Annotated in this window: 18 protein-coding genes and 2 pseudogenes; 9 read left to right on the top strand and 11 right to left on the bottom strand. The window is 48.3% G+C overall.

The window, feature by feature from the left end:
* Positions 1-24: 24 nt before the first annotated feature.
* Complete coding sequence (gene ymcF / locus I6L74_RS19450; RefSeq protein ID WP_059179045.1) at positions 25-213, bottom strand: cold shock small protein YmcF; 189 nt, start codon at positions 211-213, stop codon at positions 25-27.
* A 419-nt stretch (positions 214-632) separates the two neighbouring features.
* Here ymcF and I6L74_RS19455 point away from each other — a divergent pair, with 419 nt between their 5' ends.
* The 4 genes from I6L74_RS19455 to hslJ all read left to right on the top strand — a co-directional run bounded on the left by I6L74_RS19455 (position 633) and on the right by hslJ (position 3,715).
* A complete protein-coding gene (locus I6L74_RS19455) occupies positions 633-2,039 on the top strand; it encodes a cytochrome ubiquinol oxidase subunit I (protein ID WP_059179046.1) in 1,407 nt (468 codons plus the stop codon).
* Entirely contained in the window at positions 2,039-3,049 is a 1,011-nt protein-coding gene (gene cydB / locus I6L74_RS19460; protein WP_059179047.1) for a cytochrome d ubiquinol oxidase subunit II, read from the top strand. Before I6L74_RS19455 ends, cydB begins: the two co-directional genes overlap by 1 nt.
* On the top strand, positions 3,049-3,177 hold the full coding sequence (locus tag I6L74_RS19465; protein WP_072241843.1) for a DUF2474 domain-containing protein: 129 nt from the start codon (positions 3,049-3,051) through the stop codon (positions 3,175-3,177). Before cydB ends, I6L74_RS19465 begins: the two co-directional genes overlap by 1 nt.
* A gap of 124 nt (positions 3,178-3,301) precedes the next feature.
* Entirely contained in the window at positions 3,302-3,715 is a 414-nt protein-coding gene (hslJ, locus tag I6L74_RS19470) for a heat shock protein HslJ (protein WP_059179048.1), read from the top strand.
* Here the strand turns inward: hslJ and I6L74_RS19475 are convergent, their stop codons facing one another.
* Positions 3,716-3,982, bottom strand: a complete 267-nt coding sequence (locus I6L74_RS19475) for a putative hemolysin (protein WP_059179049.1) — start codon at positions 3,980-3,982, stop codon at positions 3,716-3,718.
* Between the two features lie 268 nt (positions 3,983-4,250).
* Here I6L74_RS19475 and nifJ point away from each other — a divergent pair, with 268 nt between their 5' ends.
* Both nifJ and I6L74_RS19485 read left to right on the top strand, forming a co-directional pair.
* Positions 4,251-7,775: a pyruvate:ferredoxin (flavodoxin) oxidoreductase gene (gene nifJ, locus I6L74_RS19480; RefSeq protein WP_059179050.1), complete on the top strand. Its 3,525-nt coding sequence runs from the start codon at positions 4,251-4,253 to the stop codon at positions 7,773-7,775.
* Between the two features lie 490 nt (positions 7,776-8,265).
* Positions 8,266-8,475: a KTSC domain-containing protein gene (locus tag I6L74_RS19485; RefSeq protein WP_059179051.1), complete on the top strand. Its 210-nt coding sequence runs from the start codon at positions 8,266-8,268 to the stop codon at positions 8,473-8,475.
* 9 nt (positions 8,476-8,484) lie between these two features.
* On the opposite strand, the gene I6L74_RS19490 is transcribed toward I6L74_RS19485, so the two are convergent.
* The 4 genes and pseudogenes from I6L74_RS19490 to I6L74_RS19505 all read right to left on the bottom strand — a co-directional run bounded on the left by I6L74_RS19490 (position 8,485) and on the right by I6L74_RS19505 (position 13,369).
* Complete coding sequence (locus tag I6L74_RS19490; RefSeq protein ID WP_072241862.1) at positions 8,485-8,913, bottom strand: GFA family protein; 429 nt, start codon at positions 8,911-8,913, stop codon at positions 8,485-8,487.
* Between the two features lie 523 nt (positions 8,914-9,436).
* Positions 9,437-10,975: a methyl-accepting chemotaxis protein gene (locus I6L74_RS19495; RefSeq protein WP_059179142.1), complete on the bottom strand. Its 1,539-nt coding sequence runs from the start codon at positions 10,973-10,975 to the stop codon at positions 9,437-9,439.
* Between the two features lie 374 nt (positions 10,976-11,349).
* Positions 11,350-11,592: a flagellar transcriptional regulator FlhD gene (locus I6L74_RS21655; RefSeq protein WP_059179052.1), complete on the bottom strand. Its 243-nt coding sequence runs from the start codon at positions 11,590-11,592 to the stop codon at positions 11,350-11,352.
* A gap of 820 nt (positions 11,593-12,412) precedes the next feature.
* Positions 12,413-13,369: pseudogene (locus I6L74_RS19505) on the bottom strand (sensor domain-containing diguanylate cyclase).
* A gap of 204 nt (positions 13,370-13,573) precedes the next feature.
* Here I6L74_RS19505 and I6L74_RS21520 point away from each other — a divergent pair.
* Positions 13,574-13,868: pseudogene (locus I6L74_RS21520) on the top strand (tyrosine-type recombinase/integrase); the annotation flags it as partial.
* A 288-nt stretch (positions 13,869-14,156) separates the two neighbouring features.
* Positions 14,157-14,828 carry an SOS response-associated peptidase gene (locus tag I6L74_RS19510; RefSeq protein ID WP_059179053.1) on the top strand — a complete coding sequence of 224 codons (672 nt, stop codon included), beginning with the start codon at positions 14,157-14,159 and terminating at the stop codon, positions 14,826-14,828.
* Between the two features lie 234 nt (positions 14,829-15,062).
* Here the strand turns inward: I6L74_RS19510 and I6L74_RS19515 are convergent, their stop codons facing one another.
* From I6L74_RS19515 to I6L74_RS19530, 4 genes are all read right to left on the bottom strand, one after another.
* Positions 15,063-15,674, bottom strand: a complete 612-nt coding sequence (locus I6L74_RS19515; protein ID WP_059179054.1) for a hypothetical protein — start codon at positions 15,672-15,674, stop codon at positions 15,063-15,065.
* 116 nt (positions 15,675-15,790) lie between these two features.
* Positions 15,791-17,059, bottom strand: coding sequence for a Y-family DNA polymerase (locus I6L74_RS19520; protein WP_059179055.1), 1,269 nt, complete (start codon positions 17,057-17,059; stop codon positions 15,791-15,793).
* Positions 17,060-17,062: 3 nt separating this feature from the next.
* Positions 17,063-17,482, bottom strand: coding sequence for a translesion error-prone DNA polymerase V autoproteolytic subunit (locus I6L74_RS19525; RefSeq protein ID WP_059179056.1), 420 nt, complete (start codon positions 17,480-17,482; stop codon positions 17,063-17,065).
* 152 nt (positions 17,483-17,634) lie between these two features.
* Positions 17,635-18,204, bottom strand: a complete 570-nt coding sequence (locus I6L74_RS19530) for a recombinase family protein (RefSeq protein WP_059179057.1) — start codon at positions 18,202-18,204, stop codon at positions 17,635-17,637.
* Between the two features lie 130 nt (positions 18,205-18,334).
* On the opposite strand from I6L74_RS19530, the gene I6L74_RS19535 reads away from it, so the two are divergent.
* The gene (locus tag I6L74_RS19535; RefSeq protein WP_072241844.1) at positions 18,335-19,042 is read left to right on the top strand and encodes a phage tail fiber protein; all 708 of its coding nucleotides are present in this window, start codon (positions 18,335-18,337) and stop codon (positions 19,040-19,042) included.
* On the opposite strand, the gene I6L74_RS21525 is transcribed toward I6L74_RS19535, so the two are convergent.
* Positions 19,008-20,114: a tail fiber domain-containing protein gene (locus I6L74_RS21525; protein ID WP_174521008.1), complete on the bottom strand. Its 1,107-nt coding sequence runs from the start codon at positions 20,112-20,114 to the stop codon at positions 19,008-19,010. The genes I6L74_RS19535 and I6L74_RS21525 overlap by 35 nt on opposite strands.
* Positions 20,115-20,228 lie beyond the last annotated feature (114 nt).

Consider the following 20,228-nt stretch of genomic DNA (forward strand, 5'->3'; position numbering starts at 1 on the left):
ATGATCGAATACGTTAAGCGTTTATTACTTGCGATAATCCAGTGACGCCTGTTGGGTATGCATCGCCGCAGCTAAATGATCCAACGTCACCATAGACGATTTGCAGAAAATGCATTTCGCGCCATGTGGATTTTTTTCTGACACGTCAAAAATTGAGGTGCGGTATTGCGAGCCGTGACAGCACGGACAACGGAAATGGATATAAGAAATCATATGATTCTCCTGTACGTAAAAACGTAAATAGCTAATGGGCCTTTATGGCAATAGAGGTCTGAGACAAAACTAATCAGAGTGTAGGAGAAAGACCCAAGAGGCTGCGGAGAGGCACAACGTGATGAGAAATGCTTAGATGCTACGTCAGATATTTTTTTGGAATTCAAACCGAAGAATCATTAACGCACGTTGCAGAAAAGAACGCAAGCCATTTTATGCATAAACGTCATAAAAAAGGATTTTTTTATACTTCATGAGTCACTTCCCTCGCCCGCTATCAGCCACCTGGCGACTATATCAGATTAGTAAAGATTCTCACTTTCGCAAACTGTTATACCTAAATATCGCTTTTCTGACTCTGATAGTTCCCTTTTCCGCCCTATACCATAACAGCACACCGATTGACATTGAGGCTGTGCATGTTTGGTTTAGATGCTTTTCATTTAGCGCGAATACAGTTTGCGTTTACCGTATCGTTTCACATTATTTTCCCGGCGATCACCATTGGTCTTGCCAGCTATCTGGCCGTACTGGAAGGTCTTTGGTTAAAAACCAAAAATCCGGTATGGCGATCGCTCTACCACTTCTGGTCAAAAGTTTTTGCCGTCAACTTTGGGATGGGCGTGGTGTCCGGGCTGGTGATGGCCTATCAGTTCGGTACCAACTGGAGCGGATTTTCACAGTTCGCGGGCAGCATTACCGGCCCGCTGCTCACGTATGAAGTGTTAACCGCATTCTTCCTCGAAGCAGGATTCCTGGGCGTGATGCTGTTTGGCTGGAATAAAGTCGGTCCTGGACTGCATTTCTTCTCGACCTGCATGGTGGCGCTGGGAACGATAATATCTACCTTCTGGATCCTGGCGTCGAACAGCTGGATGCAAACCCCGCAGGGCTATGAAATCGTCAACGGTGTCGTGGTGCCGGTGGACTGGTTTGCCGTGGTGTTCAACCCCTCGTTCCCCTATCGACTACTGCACATGTCCATCGCGGCGTTTTTGAGCAGCGCGCTGTTTGTCGGTGCATCGGCGGCCTGGCATTTGTTACGCGGTAACAACACGCCCGCCATTCGGCATATGTTTTCGATGGCTTTGTGGATGACGCTGATTGTCGCGCCCATCCAGGCGATGGTCGGCGATATGCACGGCCTGAACACCTTAAAACACCAGCCGGCCAAAATTGCGGCCATCGAAGGCCACTGGGAAAATCCCCCTGGCGAACCCACGCCGCTGCTGCTGTTTGGCTGGCCTGATATGGAACAGGAACGCACTCGCTATGGCCTGGAAATCCCCGCGCTTGGTAGCCTGATCCTGACGCACAGTCTGGACAAGCAGGTTCCGGCGCTCAAGGATTTCCCAAAAGAAGATCGCCCCAATTCCACCATCGTTTTCTGGTCATTCCGCATTATGGCGGGGCTCGGAATGTTGATGCTGTTGCTGGGCGCTGTCGCATTATGGCTGCGTTATAAACAGCGTGTTTATACCTCTCGTCCGTTCCTGTGGTTTGCCCTGCTGATGGGTCCTTCTGGGCTTATCGCGATTCTGGCCGGCTGGGTAACGACCGAAGTGGGCCGCCAACCGTGGGTGGTTTACGGACTGCAACGCACCAAAGACGCGGTCTCTGCGCATGGCGATTTGCATATGAGTGTGAGCCTGCTGGCCTTTTTCGTGGTGTACACCTCGGTGTTTGGCGTGGGTTACAGCTATATGGTGCGTCTTATCAAGAAAGGCCCGCAGGAAGATGAAACGTTTGCCACCGAGCATGATGGCCGTCCCGCGCGTCCGCTGTCTGCCGCCAGTACAGAATTTGTAACTAAGGAGAAACCATAATGGGGCTCGACCTTTCCGTTATTTGGTTCGTGATCATCGTATTCGCCACGCTGATGTATATCGTGATGGACGGTTTCGATTTAGGGATCGGTATTTTGTTCCCTACTACGCAGGACGCGGATGACCGCGACGTGATGGTCAACAGCGTCGCCCCCGTCTGGGACGGGAACGAAACCTGGCTGGTGCTGGGCGGCGCAGCGTTGTTCGGCGCATTTCCGCTGGCCTATGCGGTGATTATCGACGCCCTCACCATTCCGCTGACCCTGATGCTGATTGGCCTGATATTCCGCGGCGTCGCCTTCGAGTTTCGCTTTAAAGCGACACCCGCGCATCGGCCCTTCTGGGATAAAGCGTTTATTGGCGGCTCGATTCTCGCCACCTTTAGCCAGGGCGTGGTTGTCGGTGCGGTCATTAATGGTTTCTCCGTCACGGGACGCGCTTACAGCGGCGGGCCATTTGACTGGTTTACGCTGTTCAACCTGTTCTGCGGCGTGGGATTGACGGTCGCTTACGCCCTGTTGGGTGCCACCTGGCTGGTGATGAAAAGTGAAAACCCGCTGCAGGCCAGAATGCGTCGAGTGTCAAAACGGCTCCTGCTGGCGCTTCTAGGGATCATCGCGGTCATCAGCCTGTGGACGCCGGTGGCGCATCAGAGTATTGCCGATCGCTGGTTTAGCGTGCCGAACCTGTACTTCTTGATGCCGGTTCCACTGCTGGTGCTCGTTCTGAGCGGCGGATTATGGAAAACCCTGAACAACGCGAACAGCCACAATACGCCGTTTGTACTCACGTTAGGGCTGATTTTCCTCGGGTTCAGCGGGCTGGGGATCAGCATTTGGCCGTATATCATTCCGCCGTCGATAACGCTGTGGCAAGCCGCTGCACCCCCGCAAAGCCAGGGCTTTATGCTGGTCGGGGCGCTGCTGATTATCCCTATCATCCTGGTCTATACATTCTGGAGCTATTACGTGTTCCGCGGCAAAGTTCAACATGGGGAGGGTTATCACTGATGCAACAACCTGTCTGGAAACGCCTGATGTGGCTGGTCATTCTCTGGGGCGGCAGCGTGCTGGCTCTGGCTGCGGTGGGTATGATCTTCCGCGTGCTGATGACTGCCGCAGGTTTTAAATCGCATTAATCTCCACTAAACCGGGTAGCGTAACGTCTGCCCGGAACCCTCCTCGCACTTTCAGATAAACACCGAAGACAACCCGCGCGCTATCGTTAAAAATATTCACAGTAATGATAGTTTGAGAAGAAACATGAAAAAGTTCGTTGCAGTAGGTCTGTTTTCGCTGGCACTGTCTGGCTGCGTGAATCCCGGTAAAGCCTCCGTTCAGCCGGAACAACTTCAGGGTCACCGATTTATGCTGGAGAGTGTCAACGGTGTTGCAGTCAAACCCAGCGCCGTACCGCCAGAAATGAGCATTGGCGATAAAATGGCGATTTCAGGTGTGATGTGCAACCGCTTTACCGGTGAAGGGAAATTGTCGGAAGGCGAACTCACAGTCAAAACGTTAGCGATGACGCGTAAGCTTTGCGCCGACCCTGCACTCAATGAACTGGACAGTACGATCGGCGATATGCTGCGCAAAGGCGCGCAGGTTGATCTGACAGAAGATCAGTTAACGCTGGCAACAGCAGAACAGACGTTAATGTTCAAACGTGCTGATTAATCAGTAAGCTCCACATGTGCCAACGGCAAGCGATTGTTCACTGCAGCGTTTGCCGTTGGGTAGCGCGCACATGCCAATGGCTGAACCATCAAGCTGACGTGCGGCAGATAGCGAACCGCCCACCATGGCACAATTAGCCTGTCCGGAACTGGACATCGCTGCTTTCATACCTGGCTTAACATGTGCTGCTGTCGCCTGCTGAACCGGCTCATTGCTGCATGCTGACAGCAACAACGCCGCACACCCAACCCAAAACGCTGCGCGCATTCTCTCTTCCCCATTTAAATTGCGAAACCTATGCATCATAGGCATCACACGCCGCGCCGTCGAGAGCAACAGCGTGCATTTATGCACTCCTGAAACATTTTCTGTCACTTTTTATGACCTAAGTTTGATCTGCTCATTGCTGCGGTGAATAACAAGGACACAAAAGCGAAAATCGCAAATGCTGACCTTTGCTAAAATAAGGGAATAATTATCAGGACTCGTCGCCGTTTCACGGGTCCCTCTTTTTTGCGCAATGTAAGGGTGTCACATGATCACTATTGACGGTAATGGCGCGGCCGCGTCCGTCGCGTTTCGCACCAGTGAAGTTATCGCCATTTACCCTATTACACCGAGTTCGACGATGGCGGAACAGGCAGATGCCTGGGCGGGCAACGGGCTTAAAAACGTCTGGGGTGATGTCCCTCGGGTCGTGGAAATGCAATCGGAAGCCGGCGCTATCGGCGCTGTACACGGCGCGTTGCAAACCGGCGCGCTGTCTACGTCGTTTACCTCTTCCCAGGGTTTGCTGTTAATGATCCCCACGCTGTATAAGCTGGCTGGACAGTTAACCCCGTTTGTTTTACACGTCGCCGCACGTACCGTGGCGACCCATGCCCTGTCGATTTTTGGCGATCACTCTGATGTGATGGCCATTCGTCAGACGGGCTGTGCGATGCTTTGCGCCAGCAACGTGCAGGAAGCGCAGGACTTTGCGTTGATTTCTCACGTGGCAACGCTCAAAAGCCGCGTGCCGTTTATTCATTTCTTTGACGGTTTCCGTACCTCGCACGAAATCAATAAAATCGTGCCGCTGGCTGACAGCACGATTCTTGAGTTGATGCCGCAGGCGGAAATTGATGCCCATCGCGCACGGGCGCTCAATCCAGAGCATCCGGTTATTCGCGGCACGTCAGCGAATCCGGATACCTATTTCCAGTCTCGCGAGGCAACAAATCCCTGGTATAACGCGGTTTACGACCACGTCGAACAGGCGATGGATGATTTCTCCGCCGCGACGGGACGTGACTACAAACCCTTTGAATATTACGGACATCCGCAGGCTGAGCGCGTTATCGTTCTCATGGGCTCCGCGATCGGCACGTGTGAAGAAGTGGTCGATGAACTGCTTTCTCGCGGCGAAAAAGTCGGTGTGTTGAAAGTGCGCCTGTATCGCCCATTCTCGGCGAAGCATTTGCTGTCCGTTCTGCCAGAAAGCGTGCGTTCTGTTGCCGTACTTGACCGCACCAAAGAGCCCGGCGCGCATGCGGAACCGCTGTATCTGGACGTCATGACGGCGCTGGCCGAGGCATTCAACAGCGGTGAACGCGAAATGCTGCCGCGTGTGATTGGCGGCCGCTATGGCCTTTCCTCAAAAGAATTTGGTCCCGACTGCGTGATGGCCGTATTCAACGAGCTAAACGCCGCGAAGCCAAAACCGCGCTTTACCGTCGGCATTTATGACGACGTCACAAACCTTTCTCTGCCGCTCCCTGAAGAGGCGTTGCCATCGAAAGCGAAGCTCGAAGCGCTATTTTATGGTCTGGGTAGCGACGGTAGCGTCTCGGCAACGAAGAACAACATCAAGATTATTGGTAACTCGACGCCGTGGTATGCGCAGGGGTATTTCGTTTATGACTCCAAAAAAGCAGGCGGTCTGACCGTTTCGCATCTGCGCGTCAGCGAGCAGCCGATCCGTTCGGCCTATCTGGTTTCGCAAGCCGATTTTGTCGGCTGCCATCAGCTGCAATTTATTGATAAATACCAGATGGCAGAGCGTCTGAAACCTGGCGGTATTTTCCTGATCAACACCCCGTACAACGCCGATGAAGTCTGGTCACGTTTACCGCGCGAAGTGCAAGCGGTACTAAATCAGAAAAAAGTCCGCCTTTACACCATCAATGCGGCAAAAATTGCCCGCGAATGTGGCCTGGCAGCACGTATTAATACCGTTATGCAGATGGCGTTTTTCCATCTGACCCATATTCTGCCGGGTGATAGCGCACTGGCGGCATTGCAGGGCGCGATTGCCAAAAGCTATAGCAGTAAGGGCCAGGACCTGGTCGAGCGCAACTGGCAAGCCCTGGCGCTGGCGCGTGAATCCATTTCTGAGATCCCACTGCAGCCAGTCAATGACGAAAGCCCAAATCGACCGCCGGTCGTGTCCGATGCCGCACCTGATTTTGTGAAGACAGTGACTGCGGCGATGCTGGCGGGACTGGGCGATGCCCTGCCCGTTTCTGCGCTGCCACCAGATGGCACCTGGCCGGTTGGAACGACGCGCTGGGAAAAACGCAATATCGCTGAAGCGATCCCCATCTGGAAAGAGGAGCTTTGCACCCAGTGTAACCACTGCGTTGCGGCCTGCCCGCACTCAGCTATTCGCGCCAAAGTTGTTTCGCCAGACGAGATGGAAAACGCCCCTTCCAGCCTGCATTCACTCGATGTGAAATCCCGGGATATGCGTGGACAAAAATACGTCCTGCAGGTCGCACCGGAAGACTGCACCGGCTGTAATTTGTGTGTCGAAGTGTGCCCGGCCAAAGATCGTCAAAATCCAGAGATTAAAGCCATCAATATGATGTCGCGCCTGGAACATGTGGAAGAAGAAAAAGTGAATTACGATTTCTTCCTCGACCTGCCGGAAATAGATCGTAGCAAGCTGGAACGTATTGATATCCGTACGTCGCAGCTCATTACGCCGTTATTTGAATATTCCGGAGCCTGCTCGGGCTGCGGCGAAACACCTTATATTAAGTTGCTCACCCAACTGTATGGCGACCGCATGCTAATCGCTAACGCCACCGGATGTTCCTCTATTTACGGCGGCAATTTACCTTCTACGCCATATACCACCGATGCCAATGGCCGTGGTCCGGCATGGGCGAACTCGCTGTTTGAAGATAACGCAGAGTTTGGTTTGGGCTTTCGTTTGACGGTCGATCAGCATCGCGCTCGCGTCATGCGTTTGCTGGAGCAGTTTGCCGATAAGATCCCAGAGGCGCTGAACACCGCGCTGCACAGCGACGCCACGCCTGAAGTCCGTCGTGACCAAGTCGCCGAACTGCGACAACATCTGGCTGGCGTCGAGGGCGCTGAACAGCTCTTAACCGACGCCGACGCGCTGGTGGAGAAATCAATCTGGCTGATTGGCGGTGATGGCTGGGCCTACGATATCGGCTTTGGTGGTCTGGATCATGTTCTGAGTCTGACCGAAAACGTCAATATTCTGGTGCTTGATACGCAGTGTTATTCCAATACGGGCGGACAAGCGTCCAAAGCAACGCCGCTGGGCGCAGTGACCAAATTTGGCGAACACGGCAAACGCAAAGCGCGCAAAGATTTGGGTGTAAGCATGATGATGTACGGCCATGTTTATGTTGCGCAGATTTCACTGGGCGCGCAGCTTAATCAGACCGTGAAAGCCATTCAGGAAGCGGAAGCGTATCCAGGCCCTTCTCTGATTATTGCCTACAGTCCTTGCGAAGAGCACGGTTACGATCTGGCGCTGAGCCACGATCAGATGCGCCAGCTCACCGCCACAGGCTTCTGGCCGCTGTATCGCTTCGACCCGCGCCGTGCGGATGAAGGCAAACTGCCGCTGGCGCTGGACTCACGTCCGCCATCAGATGCACTTGCCGAAACCTTGCTCCAGGAACAGCGTTTCCGTCGACTGAATGCTCAGCAGCCTGAGGTGGCCGAGCAGCTTTGGAAAGATGCGGCGGCGGATCTGCAAAAACGCTACGACTTCCTGGCGCAGATGGCCGGAAAAACAGAAAAATCCGCAAGCGAGTAATAAAAAAAGCCCGGAGTATCAACTCCGGGCTTATCCAAATAATAAAGTGAGTGTTTGTATTTCAAAAAAACACACTCACCTGTAAACGGATAAAGAATCTTAAGGCATATAACGAGGCGAAGTCTACCGCCCTCAGCCACGAATGAATAATTTTTATTTATTATTCATTGGCATAACCCATTCACGGCATTTATCGCACGCCAGATAATAGCAAACGACTAACAGCATAAGAAATTCATAATAGATATATAAGTCATTATAAATTTACTTTATAAAAAACAGAAGTCCTTCACATCTGGTCAGAATGAAATACGGGATGCGTGTGAAAAAATCGCGGGTATTAATATGTCAGCCAGACACGATAAGTCAGCCCGTGCACTCTATCTTATTACTGCGCTTAATGATTCAGGATCATAATTTACCCTTGCGCTGATACGCCTACCTGATAGATGATAAATCTCCTGTTTTGAGCGGTAAGGGAGAACGCATCATGGTCCATCACCCGGTTAGATCGTCTCGTATTGCCTCTATTGCCTACGATGAGCGTAGCGCTACGCTTGAGATTCGCTTTATCGATCGCCGGACGCTTCAATATCAGCGTGTGCCAGCCCGAATCTATAACGACTTTTTGCAGGTGGTGTCCAAAGGGCGATTCTACGACGGTGTGGTTAAAGGAAAGTTTACCGAAGTTAACGTGTAGTGACAGCGTTTATTGCTGAGGAGGTCTTTTCACTGCCCGAAACGAAAGAAAACCCACAATGCCATCACTGGCCCCATCATTTGGATGATTCACGCCATCCGTCACGTCTATTTCTGTAAAATCAAAAGGGCTAACCCCTTCAATGCAGGCGACATTCACGCCATATTGATCGGGATTCGAACGGCGTTGGTGAAAAGTATAAATTCCGCAGACAGCGCAAAAAAAGTGTCGGGCCTCTTGCGTGTTAAAACGATACTCCGTTAGTTGGTCTTCGCCTTGAATAATCTTGATTCCCGATAAAGACGCTGTAACCACCACCGCGCCACGCATTCGACAAAAAGAGCAGTTACACCGCCGGGCGGTATTAAAACCATCCGCCAGTTCAACCGTAAATTTCACCCCACCGCAATGGCATTGTGCATTCAGATTTTGTGACATCATCAGCCCTCTTTACGATAAATAAAACATGAGGCCAATAAGGCCTCAGGTTACGCTACGGGTTTTGGCCATCGTCTGCGCTTGAGTTTCTGAATACAAGACGACGATGTCATTCTGGTTCCGCATAATGAACACACGGCTCCGTGAGGTTGGTTCTGTTCAGCGCTAAAACAGGTAAAGAAGAATTTTTTGCTCGAACAAACCGGGCACTGAAAGTGAATGTTGGGGATATCCCCTCCAATCAAGTGAATGGAGCAACCACCATAACGCAAATTTACACGCAGAAGGGATATATCGTCTGCAAACGGAGTGCAACGTCGCCGTCATGGTAAAGGTGCTGATAGTTTTCCCCGCCGCACATTTCATGTCCATTCTTCGTCCATCGCGCTGATAGCCTGTCCATATCTAGGGCAGCAAATAACAGTGCTCCGCTTGAAAAAGGTGAAGATGCCCCACTTAACCGAAGTTATGGTTACGGTTAAGTGGAGTCTTTCGGGATAGTTTACGCAACCGAGAACTTATATCAGGCCAGCTTAAATACAGAGACCGTGGTTTTAAGCACCTCAGACTGATCCCGAAGCGATTTAGCCGCTGCTGAAGCTTCTTCAACGAGTGAGGCATTCTGCTGGGTAACAGTATCCATCTGAGCAACAGCCTGATTTATCTGTTCGATTCCACGGCTTTGTTCATTGGTTGAAAGTGCAATCTCAGACATCAGCTCTGAAACTTGTTTCACTGAACCAATAATCCTCTCCATACTTTTACCTGTCTGTTCAACACGTTCACTTCCAATTAACACTTGTTTACCAGAAAGCTCAATAAGTTCTTTGATCTCTTTTGCTGCCGTCGATGACCGCTGAGCGAGGTTTCGTACTTCACTTGCTACAACAGCAAAGCCGCGCCCCTGCTCACCTGCTCGCGCAGCTTCAACGGCAGCGTTGAGCGCCAGAATATTAGTCTGGAAGGCTATAGCCTCAATGAGACCAATAATTGAGCCTATTTTCTCAGAACTCGTTTTAATCTCTTTCATTGAGGATACGGCTGTACCCACAATAATATTGGCTTCTTGCGCAACATTACGCATATTTCCTGCAAGGTTATCGGCCTGGCGGGTATTGTCAGAAGTGTGTTTGACCGTTGACGTCAGTTCTTCCATGCTGGCTGCTGTCTCGCCAAGCGAGGCCGCCTGCGCCTCCGTTCTTGCAGAAAGATCGGTATTGCCTGCTGCAATCTCTTCGGAAGCAGAAGCCACACTTTGGCTTGAATGACGTACCTGCGATATTATTCCGGTAAGAGCAAGACGCATTTCTTCCAGAGAAGCGAGCATTTCTCCAATTTCATCTTTTGAACCCGTATCGAGAGGAAGATGCAATTCTCCGGCGGCCATTTTCTGGCAATGTTGTTTTGCCGAATCAAGTCGGGAAAGAAGACGACGCCTGATTAAAATAAAGATGGTGATCATCACCACGGTAAAAATCAATGCAAAAACAGTAATATTCAAGATGCTGTTAAAGAAACTTTTTTGTGCCTCCTGATTAAGTTTTTTTGCATAACTTTCACGGAAAGAAAGCAATTTATCCAGGGTAATTTCGAACTCACGATCAAGAGAAGGCACCGTGGTAGCCATCAGTAGGTTGAAACGGGCGTTATCTTTATCCTTTACTGCGCCAATGAGAGGCGTCAAGCCCTCATCAAGGTAACGTGTCCAGGCTTTTTTATAAGGCTCCGACAACGCGTCTTCTCCTGCAATATGAGTAGCCGACTCATAGTGTTGGAAGGCGGCAACTGCTTTCTCTCTCACGCTCAAGGCACTGTTGAGTGATGATTCCGCTTTTACGTTATCCCCAAGGGACATATAAATCATTGCTTCAGACAGTTTCACACGCAATGTTCTACTGTGATTGATAGGGTCAATCACCGAAAGAACCACTCGGATTTCCTTGTTTACCCGATCGAGGGAATCATTACTCCGTGTTAGTGACCAAAGATTGGAAGCTGAACTAACGAGGAAAATACCCAATAAAAATATTAATACGATTAAAGAAAAACGTCTTACAGACACAATGCTCACCTTGTTTAACATGGCAGTTAGATAGAACATTTCAGCTCATCAAGTTTTGTTCTGATAGTAGTTATCGGCGCCTGAAAGACAATGTTGAGCCTTAAATTAAATAACGTTTTGAAACATGAGCTTAAAATTCATTTTACAATATGCTTCCTGTAAAATAGAAGATAATACATACAGTTTTCCGCCCATGAACTGGACAAAAAAACAACAAACCTCTTGATGTTCAATGTTTACTCTTTCAATGGCAGGAAAAATATAAGTATTAATTAATCCAACTTATTCTCCTTTAGTGAAATGCAATTCTCATGTTCTGCTTAGAATTTCTTCTGGCACTTTCTTGAAATCAGCCGAATGTTTTTACAGGATATTTACGTTGTTGGCACGCCCAGTTTTTGCACTATTTTTTCTGGCCTGAGAGTAAGCAGCAGTTGATTTGTTTCAGCCAACGCAACAAGCTTTGATAAGGACAACTTTTGGAGAACTAGAGACAACTCCGCATCGATTCCAGAGAAGATGGTAGGTTCATCGCAATTGGAAATCCGTTGAATAAGAAGAAGATACGATAGATTGAGATAATGAATTTCTTTGACACACAGAGAAGCGGAGTACATTAATATAACCTTTAATAAATACGTATGGGTCCTTCCATAGTTACGTTAAAAATGGTAGGCGACAGCAAAAAAACGCCGGATTATCATTTACAGCATGACAGTTAAGTGATTATCTGGCTTGTTTTTACAGAAAAAACACATAACATTATAATGATTAAATAAGATTCAACGATGTCATGTTTTTGCTCAGAATGTCACAGTGATCAACCCTTGATAGTGAAAGGGCTTGGACCAATGAAAAATGGACATATTGTCAGATTTTTCTGGCAGGGTAATTTGCATTAAGGATGATTAACTTTATCAAGCGATACCAAAAGCTAAGGATATCGTTCGCTGCGTTGACTGATACCCATTGATAAATAGTGGAGACTTTGCGCTACCGATATATTCTTTATAACTTACAAAACACGTTATTCAAGTATGTTACAACAAAAACCTTAAGACAAACTTAATATCAATAATTTTATATTTTGGCAGATATATTATCTGCTCTGGTTTTACAATTATGAACAGTAAAAAAAAAGAAAAACTTCAACAAGATAGCCATTAATTGTAATTTGCCCACTCTTAATTATGAACAAATCCGATTAGTTAATGAGTCCTGAATACCAGCTAAATACTCTTACCAATGGCCTTCAGCTATCAATATCCCTGGATGAAATTTAGGTTAAAGGCTGATAAATGCGTTATTAAATGCATTCAAGACGGTCAAGCCTGCGTGTGTCGCAAATGAGTATTGAGAGAATAAAATTGCCCAGATCCAGTCAAGCAGCTCACCAGGCTACTGAAGGTGTCCAGGCAAGCGGTGACCCGTCTCTGCTTATATCCCCTTTCGTCGCTTTGCCGAGTACATCACCTCGTCGCTTTCTTTAAGCATCTCCCCAAGTGAAGGATATCGGCCCCCACCACTGTGCAACATTCCATAGGAATAATTAATATTGTAGGGTTTACCAGACTCTTTGTTGTACACGTTCACACTATTTCGCAGATCGTGCAAAAAAGAATCAGCATGAGCCTGATGAGTAATGAGAACGGCGAATTCATCCCCTCCAATACGCCCTGCAATATCTTCGCGACCAAGATGTTGGTACAACAGCGCTGAGAATACTTTCAACACCTCATCACCTTCGGCGTGTCCCCAGAGATCGTTGATAGGTTTGAATTTATCAAGATCAAAAAAGATAAGGCTGAATGCCGCATTCTCTTTATCAAGAGTCAGGAATCTTTTTTCGCCCGTCGTGAAAAAACCACGACGATTAGATATGCCTGTCAGGCTATCGGTCATTGCCATGCCAATCACCTTGAATTCATCCTCTACAATAAAGGCTAAATCGCGGAGTGAGGCAATATCATCGTCGTTAAAGCCACGTGGTTTGGTATTAATCAGACACAGCGCACCAGCGACCTGTCCATCAGGCAGATGGACAGGATAACCGGCGTAGAAACGTATGTAAGGCTCACCAATAACCAGAGGGTTATCATGAAAACGTTCATCCTTAACGGCGTCGTTAACAATAAAGGGGCCCTCCTATAAAATGACATGACCACAAAAGGAGATTTTGCGCGGAGTTTCACGAATACCTAATCCTTCACACGCCAGCAACCACTGGCGATCGCGATCAAGCAGGCTTATCAATACAACAGGTACCTGAAAAATTTTCTTTGCGATGCGGGTTAAACGATCAAAACGTTTATCCGCACCTTTATCAAGAAGGTCTGCCAGATAGAGGGATTTTAATCGCTCTTCCTCGTTTTCCGGAACACCAGGAAATTTCATAGGACCTCAAAAAGCTAAGCAGGTTCATACCCAATGACTTTATGCCATAAAGACTGAACACGTCTTATCCGCCGTTTGAATATAGTACAAACGAAACTGCCCGCCTTCCTTAATTCTGACTGGTTATCGCTGCTTAGGGTTAGCCATTGGTTTCATCACGTAAGACCAGTTTCAAAAGGTTGTGAGAAAGGGGATCTCCCCTCAAAAACTTTCTACTCACTGAGCAGTATTGGCGCACTGTGGAACTCTGCTGTAAAACGTGCTGGCATTCGTCGTCGCAATCCGTACCATACACGGCACACTTTCGCATGCTGGTTGTTATCCGCAGGCGCTAACCCGTCTTTATATTGCCAATCCGATGGGGCACGAAAATGCGCAGAGGGTGTATGAAATCTATGCTACAAGGATTGAAACGCTGGATAGTGAACAGGTGGCAATGCTTAACCCAAAGCTTGCGCTTAAAATGGATTGTCCCACTGGTGCCCCATTTGATATTTGAGTAAAGAATAAATGTCACAGAATCAAGAAATTACAAAAAAAGAGCAGTACAACCTGAATAAGCTACGCTGATTTTGTCAACTCATTGATACCATTTTCTTTATCAATTAATTCAATTAGTTATTGTATAGCGATTTCACCCTAAAGCTACCCAGGACTACATTTTTAATGCCCTTTTTTTGCCCCTATTCCGCAGTTTTGCCCCTAAATTTGCCCCTAACTTTACCCAGTGCGTACCTCTTTTCTCTCTGCCCTATACTTTCAGTCTGACATCTGGCTTGAGGTTTCTATGTGTGGACGTTTTGCACAAGCTCAAACGCGTGAAGAATATCTGGCTTACCTGGCCGATGAAGGCGATCGCGACATCGCATATGACCCGGAACCGATCGGACGCTACAATGTGGCACCCGGTACCAAAGTCCTTTTGTTGAGCGAACGCGACGAGCAGTTGCACCTTGATCCGGTCCTGTGGTCATACGCTCCCGGTTGGTGGGATAAAGCCCCACTGATTAACGCGCGCGTCGAGACGGCGGCCACCAGCAGAATGTTTAAGCCGTTGTGGCAACACGGTCGGGCGATCTGCTTTGCGGATGGATGGTTCGAATGGAAGAAGGAAGGTGACAAGAAACAGCCCTACTTCATTCACCGCGCCGACGGTCAGCCAATATTTATGGCAGCGATCGGCAGCACGCCATTCGAGCGTGGTGACGAAGCGGAAGGTTTTTTGATAGTGACTTCTGCTGCTGATAAAGGTCTGGTCGATATTCATGATCGGCGGCCACTTGTGCTTACACCGGAAGCGGCAAGGGAGTGGATGCGCCAGGATGTAGGCGGGAAGGAAGTTGAAGAGATTGTTGCATGTGGAGCAGTGCCTGCCGACAAATTTATCTGGCACGCCGTGACTCGCGCCGTGGGTAATGTGAAAAATCAAGGCCCGGAACTAATCGAGGTATTCCAATGAAGAAAAAATCCCCTTACGGCCGTGATAAGCGGAAATAGCAGTATTGATTCAATGTTTATTGTTCTGAATCTTTTTGAATTATACATAATTATTTCTCTTTCTATACGCTGTAACCTAGCAATTAGGAAAACTGCCCTCTTTACTGTTAAATAAACCTAACTGCCGCCACACTTCAATATATAGCGGCGTGGATTAAGCATTTAAAAATATAATTTGACGCACCTAAAAACGCCATCAATAATTTGGATGCCTCTTCACTAACAACGTAAACTCAGCATCAATTTTCTCTAAAATTGTATTTTTTAAAACTTCTACAATTGTATTGACTGATTTTGGTTTTACACCTTCAACATTAGCACTCAGATCACCATGACTAAAAACATGGCGAACAGTGGCTAAGAGAACCAACGGCTCACAATCTCCACCCGCCAAGAATTTGTTTATGCTACGCCTGAGTTTTTTTTCACAACGAACCTTTACAAAATTAAAGAATGTATTTAAATCACTACCAGTCGCATTAAGAGAAGATTTTATTTTTGTTATTTCCGAATTAGTGAAAGTTAAATATTTATATTTTCCGACATTTACTGACAACAGTTTGTAGTATGCTTCTGATACACTCCAAGCAAGTAAAGCTTTCATCAATGCTTCGTAACCAAGCGTTGTATCCGCAGTGGAATTATCAACAGATATGTTCTTAAAATCCTTTGCCAAGGCATATCTCGCAGCAAATCTGCTTACGTCACCAACTTTCGCTTTGGAATTTAATTTGTAATAAGTGAAACCTTTGTGCTTCTCTTCAATATCGCAAAATTTTGCCCAATCAGTGGGATAGCTTCGTGCCATTAACATAACCCCTAAATTTACTCACTTTACATAAGTTACTTTCGAATGTGGAATATATCACTAAATAGTAAAAAATCTCCTACAGATACATCGCGGACTAAGACATTCAAAATATTTTATCTAACCTTAACAAGATCTGAAAACCTAGTAGTGTACCGCGGCGAAAGCATCTCCCTCTTCATCTGCCATTGCTGCTGAATGCCCTGCCCTGCGAAATACAATGTTCCTCTGCCGTCTCTGGCATTGAGTTGATCCAGAACTTCCATCAGTTTATCACTACCGGCCCGCGGCGCGTTTTCATCGAACAAGTTGAGCTGAGCCACGCCCTGGCTGAAGAAGTCCCCAAGCATGATTCCTGCCTTCTGGTATCGGTGACCATCCTTCCAGATTTTGTCCAGGCACTTTACCGCGGCGTTGATGATGTCGCGGGAATCCTGAGTGGGGGTGAGAAGCTTCACTGAAGCGCTGTTACCGTAATAAGGCTCGTTCAGGGCAAAAGGTGACGTCTTCACGAATGCAGAGATAAAACGGCAATACTGGTGTTCGCCGCGAAGCTTTTCAGCACCACGCGCCGCATAGCTGCAAATAGCCTGCCGCATCTGTTCGTATTCGGTAACGCGTTCACCGAACGACCTGCTGCAGACAATTTCCTGCTTTGCTGGGGCAAACTCCTCCAGATCCAGACATGGTTCGCCGCGCAGTTCTCGGACAGTTCGCTCCAGGACGACATTAAAGTGCTTTCGAATAATCCATGTACTCTGCTCAGAGAGGTCCAGAGCCGTTTTGATGCCCATGGCGTTCAGCTTCTTACTGATGCGCCTACCAACGCCCCATACATCCTCAACAGGCACAATAGCCAATAACCGACGTTGCCGATCGATATTGGACAAATCAACCACCCCACCAGTCTGCCTCTGCCATTTCTTGGCGGCGTGGTTTGCTAGCTTGGCGAGGGTTTTCGTCTGCGCGATACCAACCCCGACAGTCAGGTGCGTACGCTTCAGAACCGTAGCGCGAATCTCCTTGCCGAACTCCGACAGGTCACGGCAGTTGCGAACACCTGTCAGGTCGCAAAAAGCTTCGTCGATACTGTAAATTTCGACGCGGGGGCTCATTTCCTCAAGCGTCGTCATTACCCTGTTCGACATATCAGCGTAAAGCTCGTAATTGCTGCTGAAGCAAACCACGCCAGCACGCCGGAATAACTCCTTTTGCTTGAAGAAAGGTTCCCCCATCGTTATTCCTGCCGCTTTGGCCTCAGCACTGCGGGCTATCACGCAGCCATCATTATTCGAGAGAACGACAACTGGCCGACCTCTCAGATCCGGTCTAAATACCGTTTCACATGATGCATAGAAGGAATTCACATCACAGAGCGCGAACATACTTCAACTCGCCGATTTTACGATGAACGTCACAACACCGAACACGTCGAGAGAGTCTTCGCTTCCGATAATGATCGGACTATATGCGCCATTCATTGGATTTAATTGAACCCGCGGCCGCAACTGCAGACACTTAACCGTGAACTCCCCTTCCACTGCGGCGATCACGATATCTCCATGATCTGCTGTAATGGAACTGTCAACCACCAGCAGATCACCATCACCAATTCCTGCATCGATCATAGAGTCCCCGGCAGCCTTCAGGAAGTAGGTTGAACTTGGGTGTTGGATCATTAATTCATTGAGATCGATACGCTGCTCGACATAATCCGCTGCCGGGCTGGGAAACCCACATTGCACTAAGTCGCTGAAAAGCGGGATGGCAATGACTTCACGTAACTCTGCTGGTCTGTACAACTTCATAATGCACGCCTCGATACTGTTTTTATATACAGTAGTTGAATGGAAAATTCTGATCAAGGTGCACTGTGAAGCCGGCTGATTAATGCTTAAGCTGTTTGCTCGTAACCTTCTCTTGCATCGACAAATATGTTTTTGTAAATTTTTCCGCCCGCCTAAAGTTCGGCGCCATCCGGCTTTCCTGCCGGGAATTTTTTGTACAGTGTGCAGACCGCTACGTCGTAAATTAAAGCGACTTGCTTACGGTCGATGCCGTTAGCAACGAGTCGTCCAGCTTGTGCCCATTGCTCCGGGGAGAGTTTTGGACGCCTGCCACCTATCCGCCCATTTTCGCGCGCTGCTGCTAATCCTGCCCGGGTGCGTTCAACAATCAACTCTCTTTCCATTTCCGCCAGTGCTGACATGATGTGAAATATGAATCGGCCCATCGGGCTGGAAGTGTCGATGCTGTCAGTGAGGCTACGGAAATGAATTCCGCGCTGCCGCAATTCGTCTACCAAAAGTACAAGATTCCACATACTTCGGCCCAGTCGATCCAGCTTCCAGACCACCAGTGTATCGCCCTCGTTTAACGTCCGAAGCAGCTTTTTTATTACTGGGCGATTAGCCACCGTCCCGCTCATTTTTTCTTCGAATATCTGGTCGCATCCTGCCCGTTCAAGTGCCTGCCGCTGCAGATCGGTATTTTGGTCATTAGTTGACACCCTTACATAGCCAATTAGCATGTTTTTCAATCGCCTTTAATCATCGAAAAATGAGGATTGATTATCAGCTACACGGCTAAAAATGATTATATAAAACGTCGGTTTGGGAGACAGCGCGACGAAGACCGTCGGAACCGCTACAGGGAACGTTATGCAAGTGGGGGCTTTCGGGCTGGGAGTTCAAAATACTCAGTATATGGATTCGACTGGGAATTCGGTTTCATCCTTACTTTCAATACAGGGTGCAGCCGATTACAACCCAGCCGGCACAACTGGGGTAACAGTACTTCATATTCCCCAGGGATCATACGGTTCCGATCTGGCAATGACTGCGGGTGGGAAGGCCCGTGGTTTTATTCGTACCTACGGCAATTATCAGGGTGGTGTCTGGTCAGAACTGTATTCTACAGCTAACACTACTAGAACCAGCGACGGAACACTTAAAGCTGCCTCTCCAGTTGTTCAAATAAGCCATGATGGCAGTTACGTGGTAAACGATGAATCGGACGGCTGCACTGCTTCGCGTCTAGCAGTTGGTCTGTACCTAATCGAAGGTTGTATGGGGATGAATGCAGACGCTGCGTGGGGCGGTATAGATGGTGGTTTTGAAATACCTACTGACCGCAATAAGCAACCTCTCATCTGGTTAGACTATGAGGTAAATGCCGATGGCTCTGTGTTGGTAAAAACTTTCCATCGCACATATCCAGCTGCACCTAAATTCGCCAGAAACGAACTGCAAGGTATAAGCGACGGTGACCCGATCGATATACCGCCGGATCAGTTTGTTTCCATAAGGGTCGAGATGCCTGACGATTCAAACTTTAACCAAAAAATGATTCAGCCTCCGTCGTGGTAGCGTTTGCTTCTAACTCGCGAACACGGATTGCCAGTGCTTTAATCGCAGCAAGCGCATCGAGTACCAATGGATTAAGGTCGAGTGTCATTTTCCCTGATTCTTCAGATGAATGAACATACTGGGGATCTACTTTTTCGAGCTCCTGAGCAATGACTCCTCGGCGAACCGTTTTATCCTCATCAGCAAGGTAATAGAAGGTTTTGAAATCCATTGTCTCTATGTTGGATAGAGACTCGTTTAAATCAAGTTCCCCTGTCACCTTTTTGAAGTTGATGTCAGAAGTTCCCGCCGCCTGAAAAACTGTCCAAGGCACATCTGTTTTCGGCGTCTGAGGATTAGTATTTGTTAAAAAACGGCTGTAACCCGCACCGTTAGACGTTACCCACATTTGAGCAATTCGCTGCATAGTGTAAGAGCTTTGGTAACCACAACCATTTGCGGGAGCCCAGACAGTATTACCATCGGCATCACTGATAAACGATGCACTTGCATCATTTGGCTTGTTTTGCTGAAGAGAGCCTAAACCGAAAGCCCCCACTTGCATAACGTTCCCTGTAGCGGTTCCGACGGTCTTCGTCGCGCTGTCTCCCAAACCGAGGTTTGTGCGAGCGTCTTCTTTGGTCGTTGCGCCAGTACCACCTTGGTTAATCGGGAGTGCCCCATTCGACCCTTTTTGCAGAAATTTACCGATAGCGGGAATCGTTACGCTCACACCGTTAATCGTCACGGTCACGTTTTGATTCGCGGTCGTGCTGGCAAAACTCTCCCACGCACCAATATTCTCATCGTATTCGTTGATCAGTTGCGAAATGCTTTGTGCCAGTCCATCGACTGAAAGGCCATCTGTAACGAGGATGCCATATTTCTGACCGGTCAGCGCCGGTGACGCCGCGGGTGTAACAGTGAGTGATGTTGCGCTGTTAACGGTGATGATCTGAAACATCTGTACCGGGTTAGACATGACGATAATCGTCTGGCCAGCGCGAACCTGGCTAGCGGGTGCCGTCCAGTTTGTGCCAGTGCCGGTTACGGTATTTCCGTTAATTGCGATATTGCCACTGTTATAAAGCATGAACTACCTCACGATAATAACGATCGTTAAAAGCGATCAATAAAGTAAAATTGATCGCTCATATCAATCTGACTAATTTTTAAACCCTAATAAAATGGAAATCCCCGCACTTAC

Origin of the sequence: Lelliottia amnigena (assembly GCF_019047465.1) — a bacterium.
Classification (GTDB): domain Bacteria; phylum Pseudomonadota; class Gammaproteobacteria; order Enterobacterales; family Enterobacteriaceae; genus Enterobacter; species Enterobacter amnigenus.

Coding starts and splice junctions, on each gene's coding strand:
- I6L74_RS19455 (WP_059179046.1), top strand. CDS start 633: ATGTTTGGTTTAGATGCTTTTCATTTAGCGCGAATACAGTTTGCGTTT.
- I6L74_RS21525 (WP_174521008.1), bottom strand. CDS start 20,114: ATGCTTTATAACAGTGGCAATATCGCAATTAACGGAAATACCGTAACC.
- ymcF (WP_059179045.1), bottom strand. CDS start 213: ATGATTTCTTATATCCATTTCCGTTGTCCGTGCTGTCACGGCTCGCAA.
- I6L74_RS19465 (WP_072241843.1), top strand. CDS start 3,049: ATGCAACAACCTGTCTGGAAACGCCTGATGTGGCTGGTCATTCTCTGG.
- I6L74_RS19490 (WP_072241862.1), bottom strand. CDS start 8,913: ATGTCACAAAATCTGAATGCACAATGCCATTGCGGTGGGGTGAAATTT.
- I6L74_RS19485 (WP_059179051.1), top strand. CDS start 8,266: ATGGTCCATCACCCGGTTAGATCGTCTCGTATTGCCTCTATTGCCTAC.
- nifJ (WP_059179050.1), top strand. CDS start 4,251: ATGATCACTATTGACGGTAATGGCGCGGCCGCGTCCGTCGCGTTTCGC.
- cydB (WP_059179047.1), top strand. CDS start 2,039: ATGGGGCTCGACCTTTCCGTTATTTGGTTCGTGATCATCGTATTCGCC.
- I6L74_RS19510 (WP_059179053.1), top strand. CDS start 14,157: ATGTGTGGACGTTTTGCACAAGCTCAAACGCGTGAAGAATATCTGGCT.
- I6L74_RS19525 (WP_059179056.1), bottom strand. CDS start 17,482: ATGAAGTTGTACAGACCAGCAGAGTTACGTGAAGTCATTGCCATCCCG.
- I6L74_RS21655 (WP_059179052.1), bottom strand. CDS start 11,592: ATGTACTCCGCTTCTCTGTGTGTCAAAGAAATTCATTATCTCAATCTA.
- hslJ (WP_059179048.1), top strand. CDS start 3,302: ATGAAAAAGTTCGTTGCAGTAGGTCTGTTTTCGCTGGCACTGTCTGGC.
- I6L74_RS19475 (WP_059179049.1), bottom strand. CDS start 3,982: ATGCGCGCAGCGTTTTGGGTTGGGTGTGCGGCGTTGTTGCTGTCAGCA.
- I6L74_RS19520 (WP_059179055.1), bottom strand. CDS start 17,059: ATGTTCGCGCTCTGTGATGTGAATTCCTTCTATGCATCATGTGAAACG.
- I6L74_RS19530 (WP_059179057.1), bottom strand. CDS start 18,204: ATGCTAATTGGCTATGTAAGGGTGTCAACTAATGACCAAAATACCGAT.
- I6L74_RS19515 (WP_059179054.1), bottom strand. CDS start 15,674: ATGGCACGAAGCTATCCCACTGATTGGGCAAAATTTTGCGATATTGAA.
- I6L74_RS19535 (WP_072241844.1), top strand. CDS start 18,335: ATGCAAGTGGGGGCTTTCGGGCTGGGAGTTCAAAATACTCAGTATATG.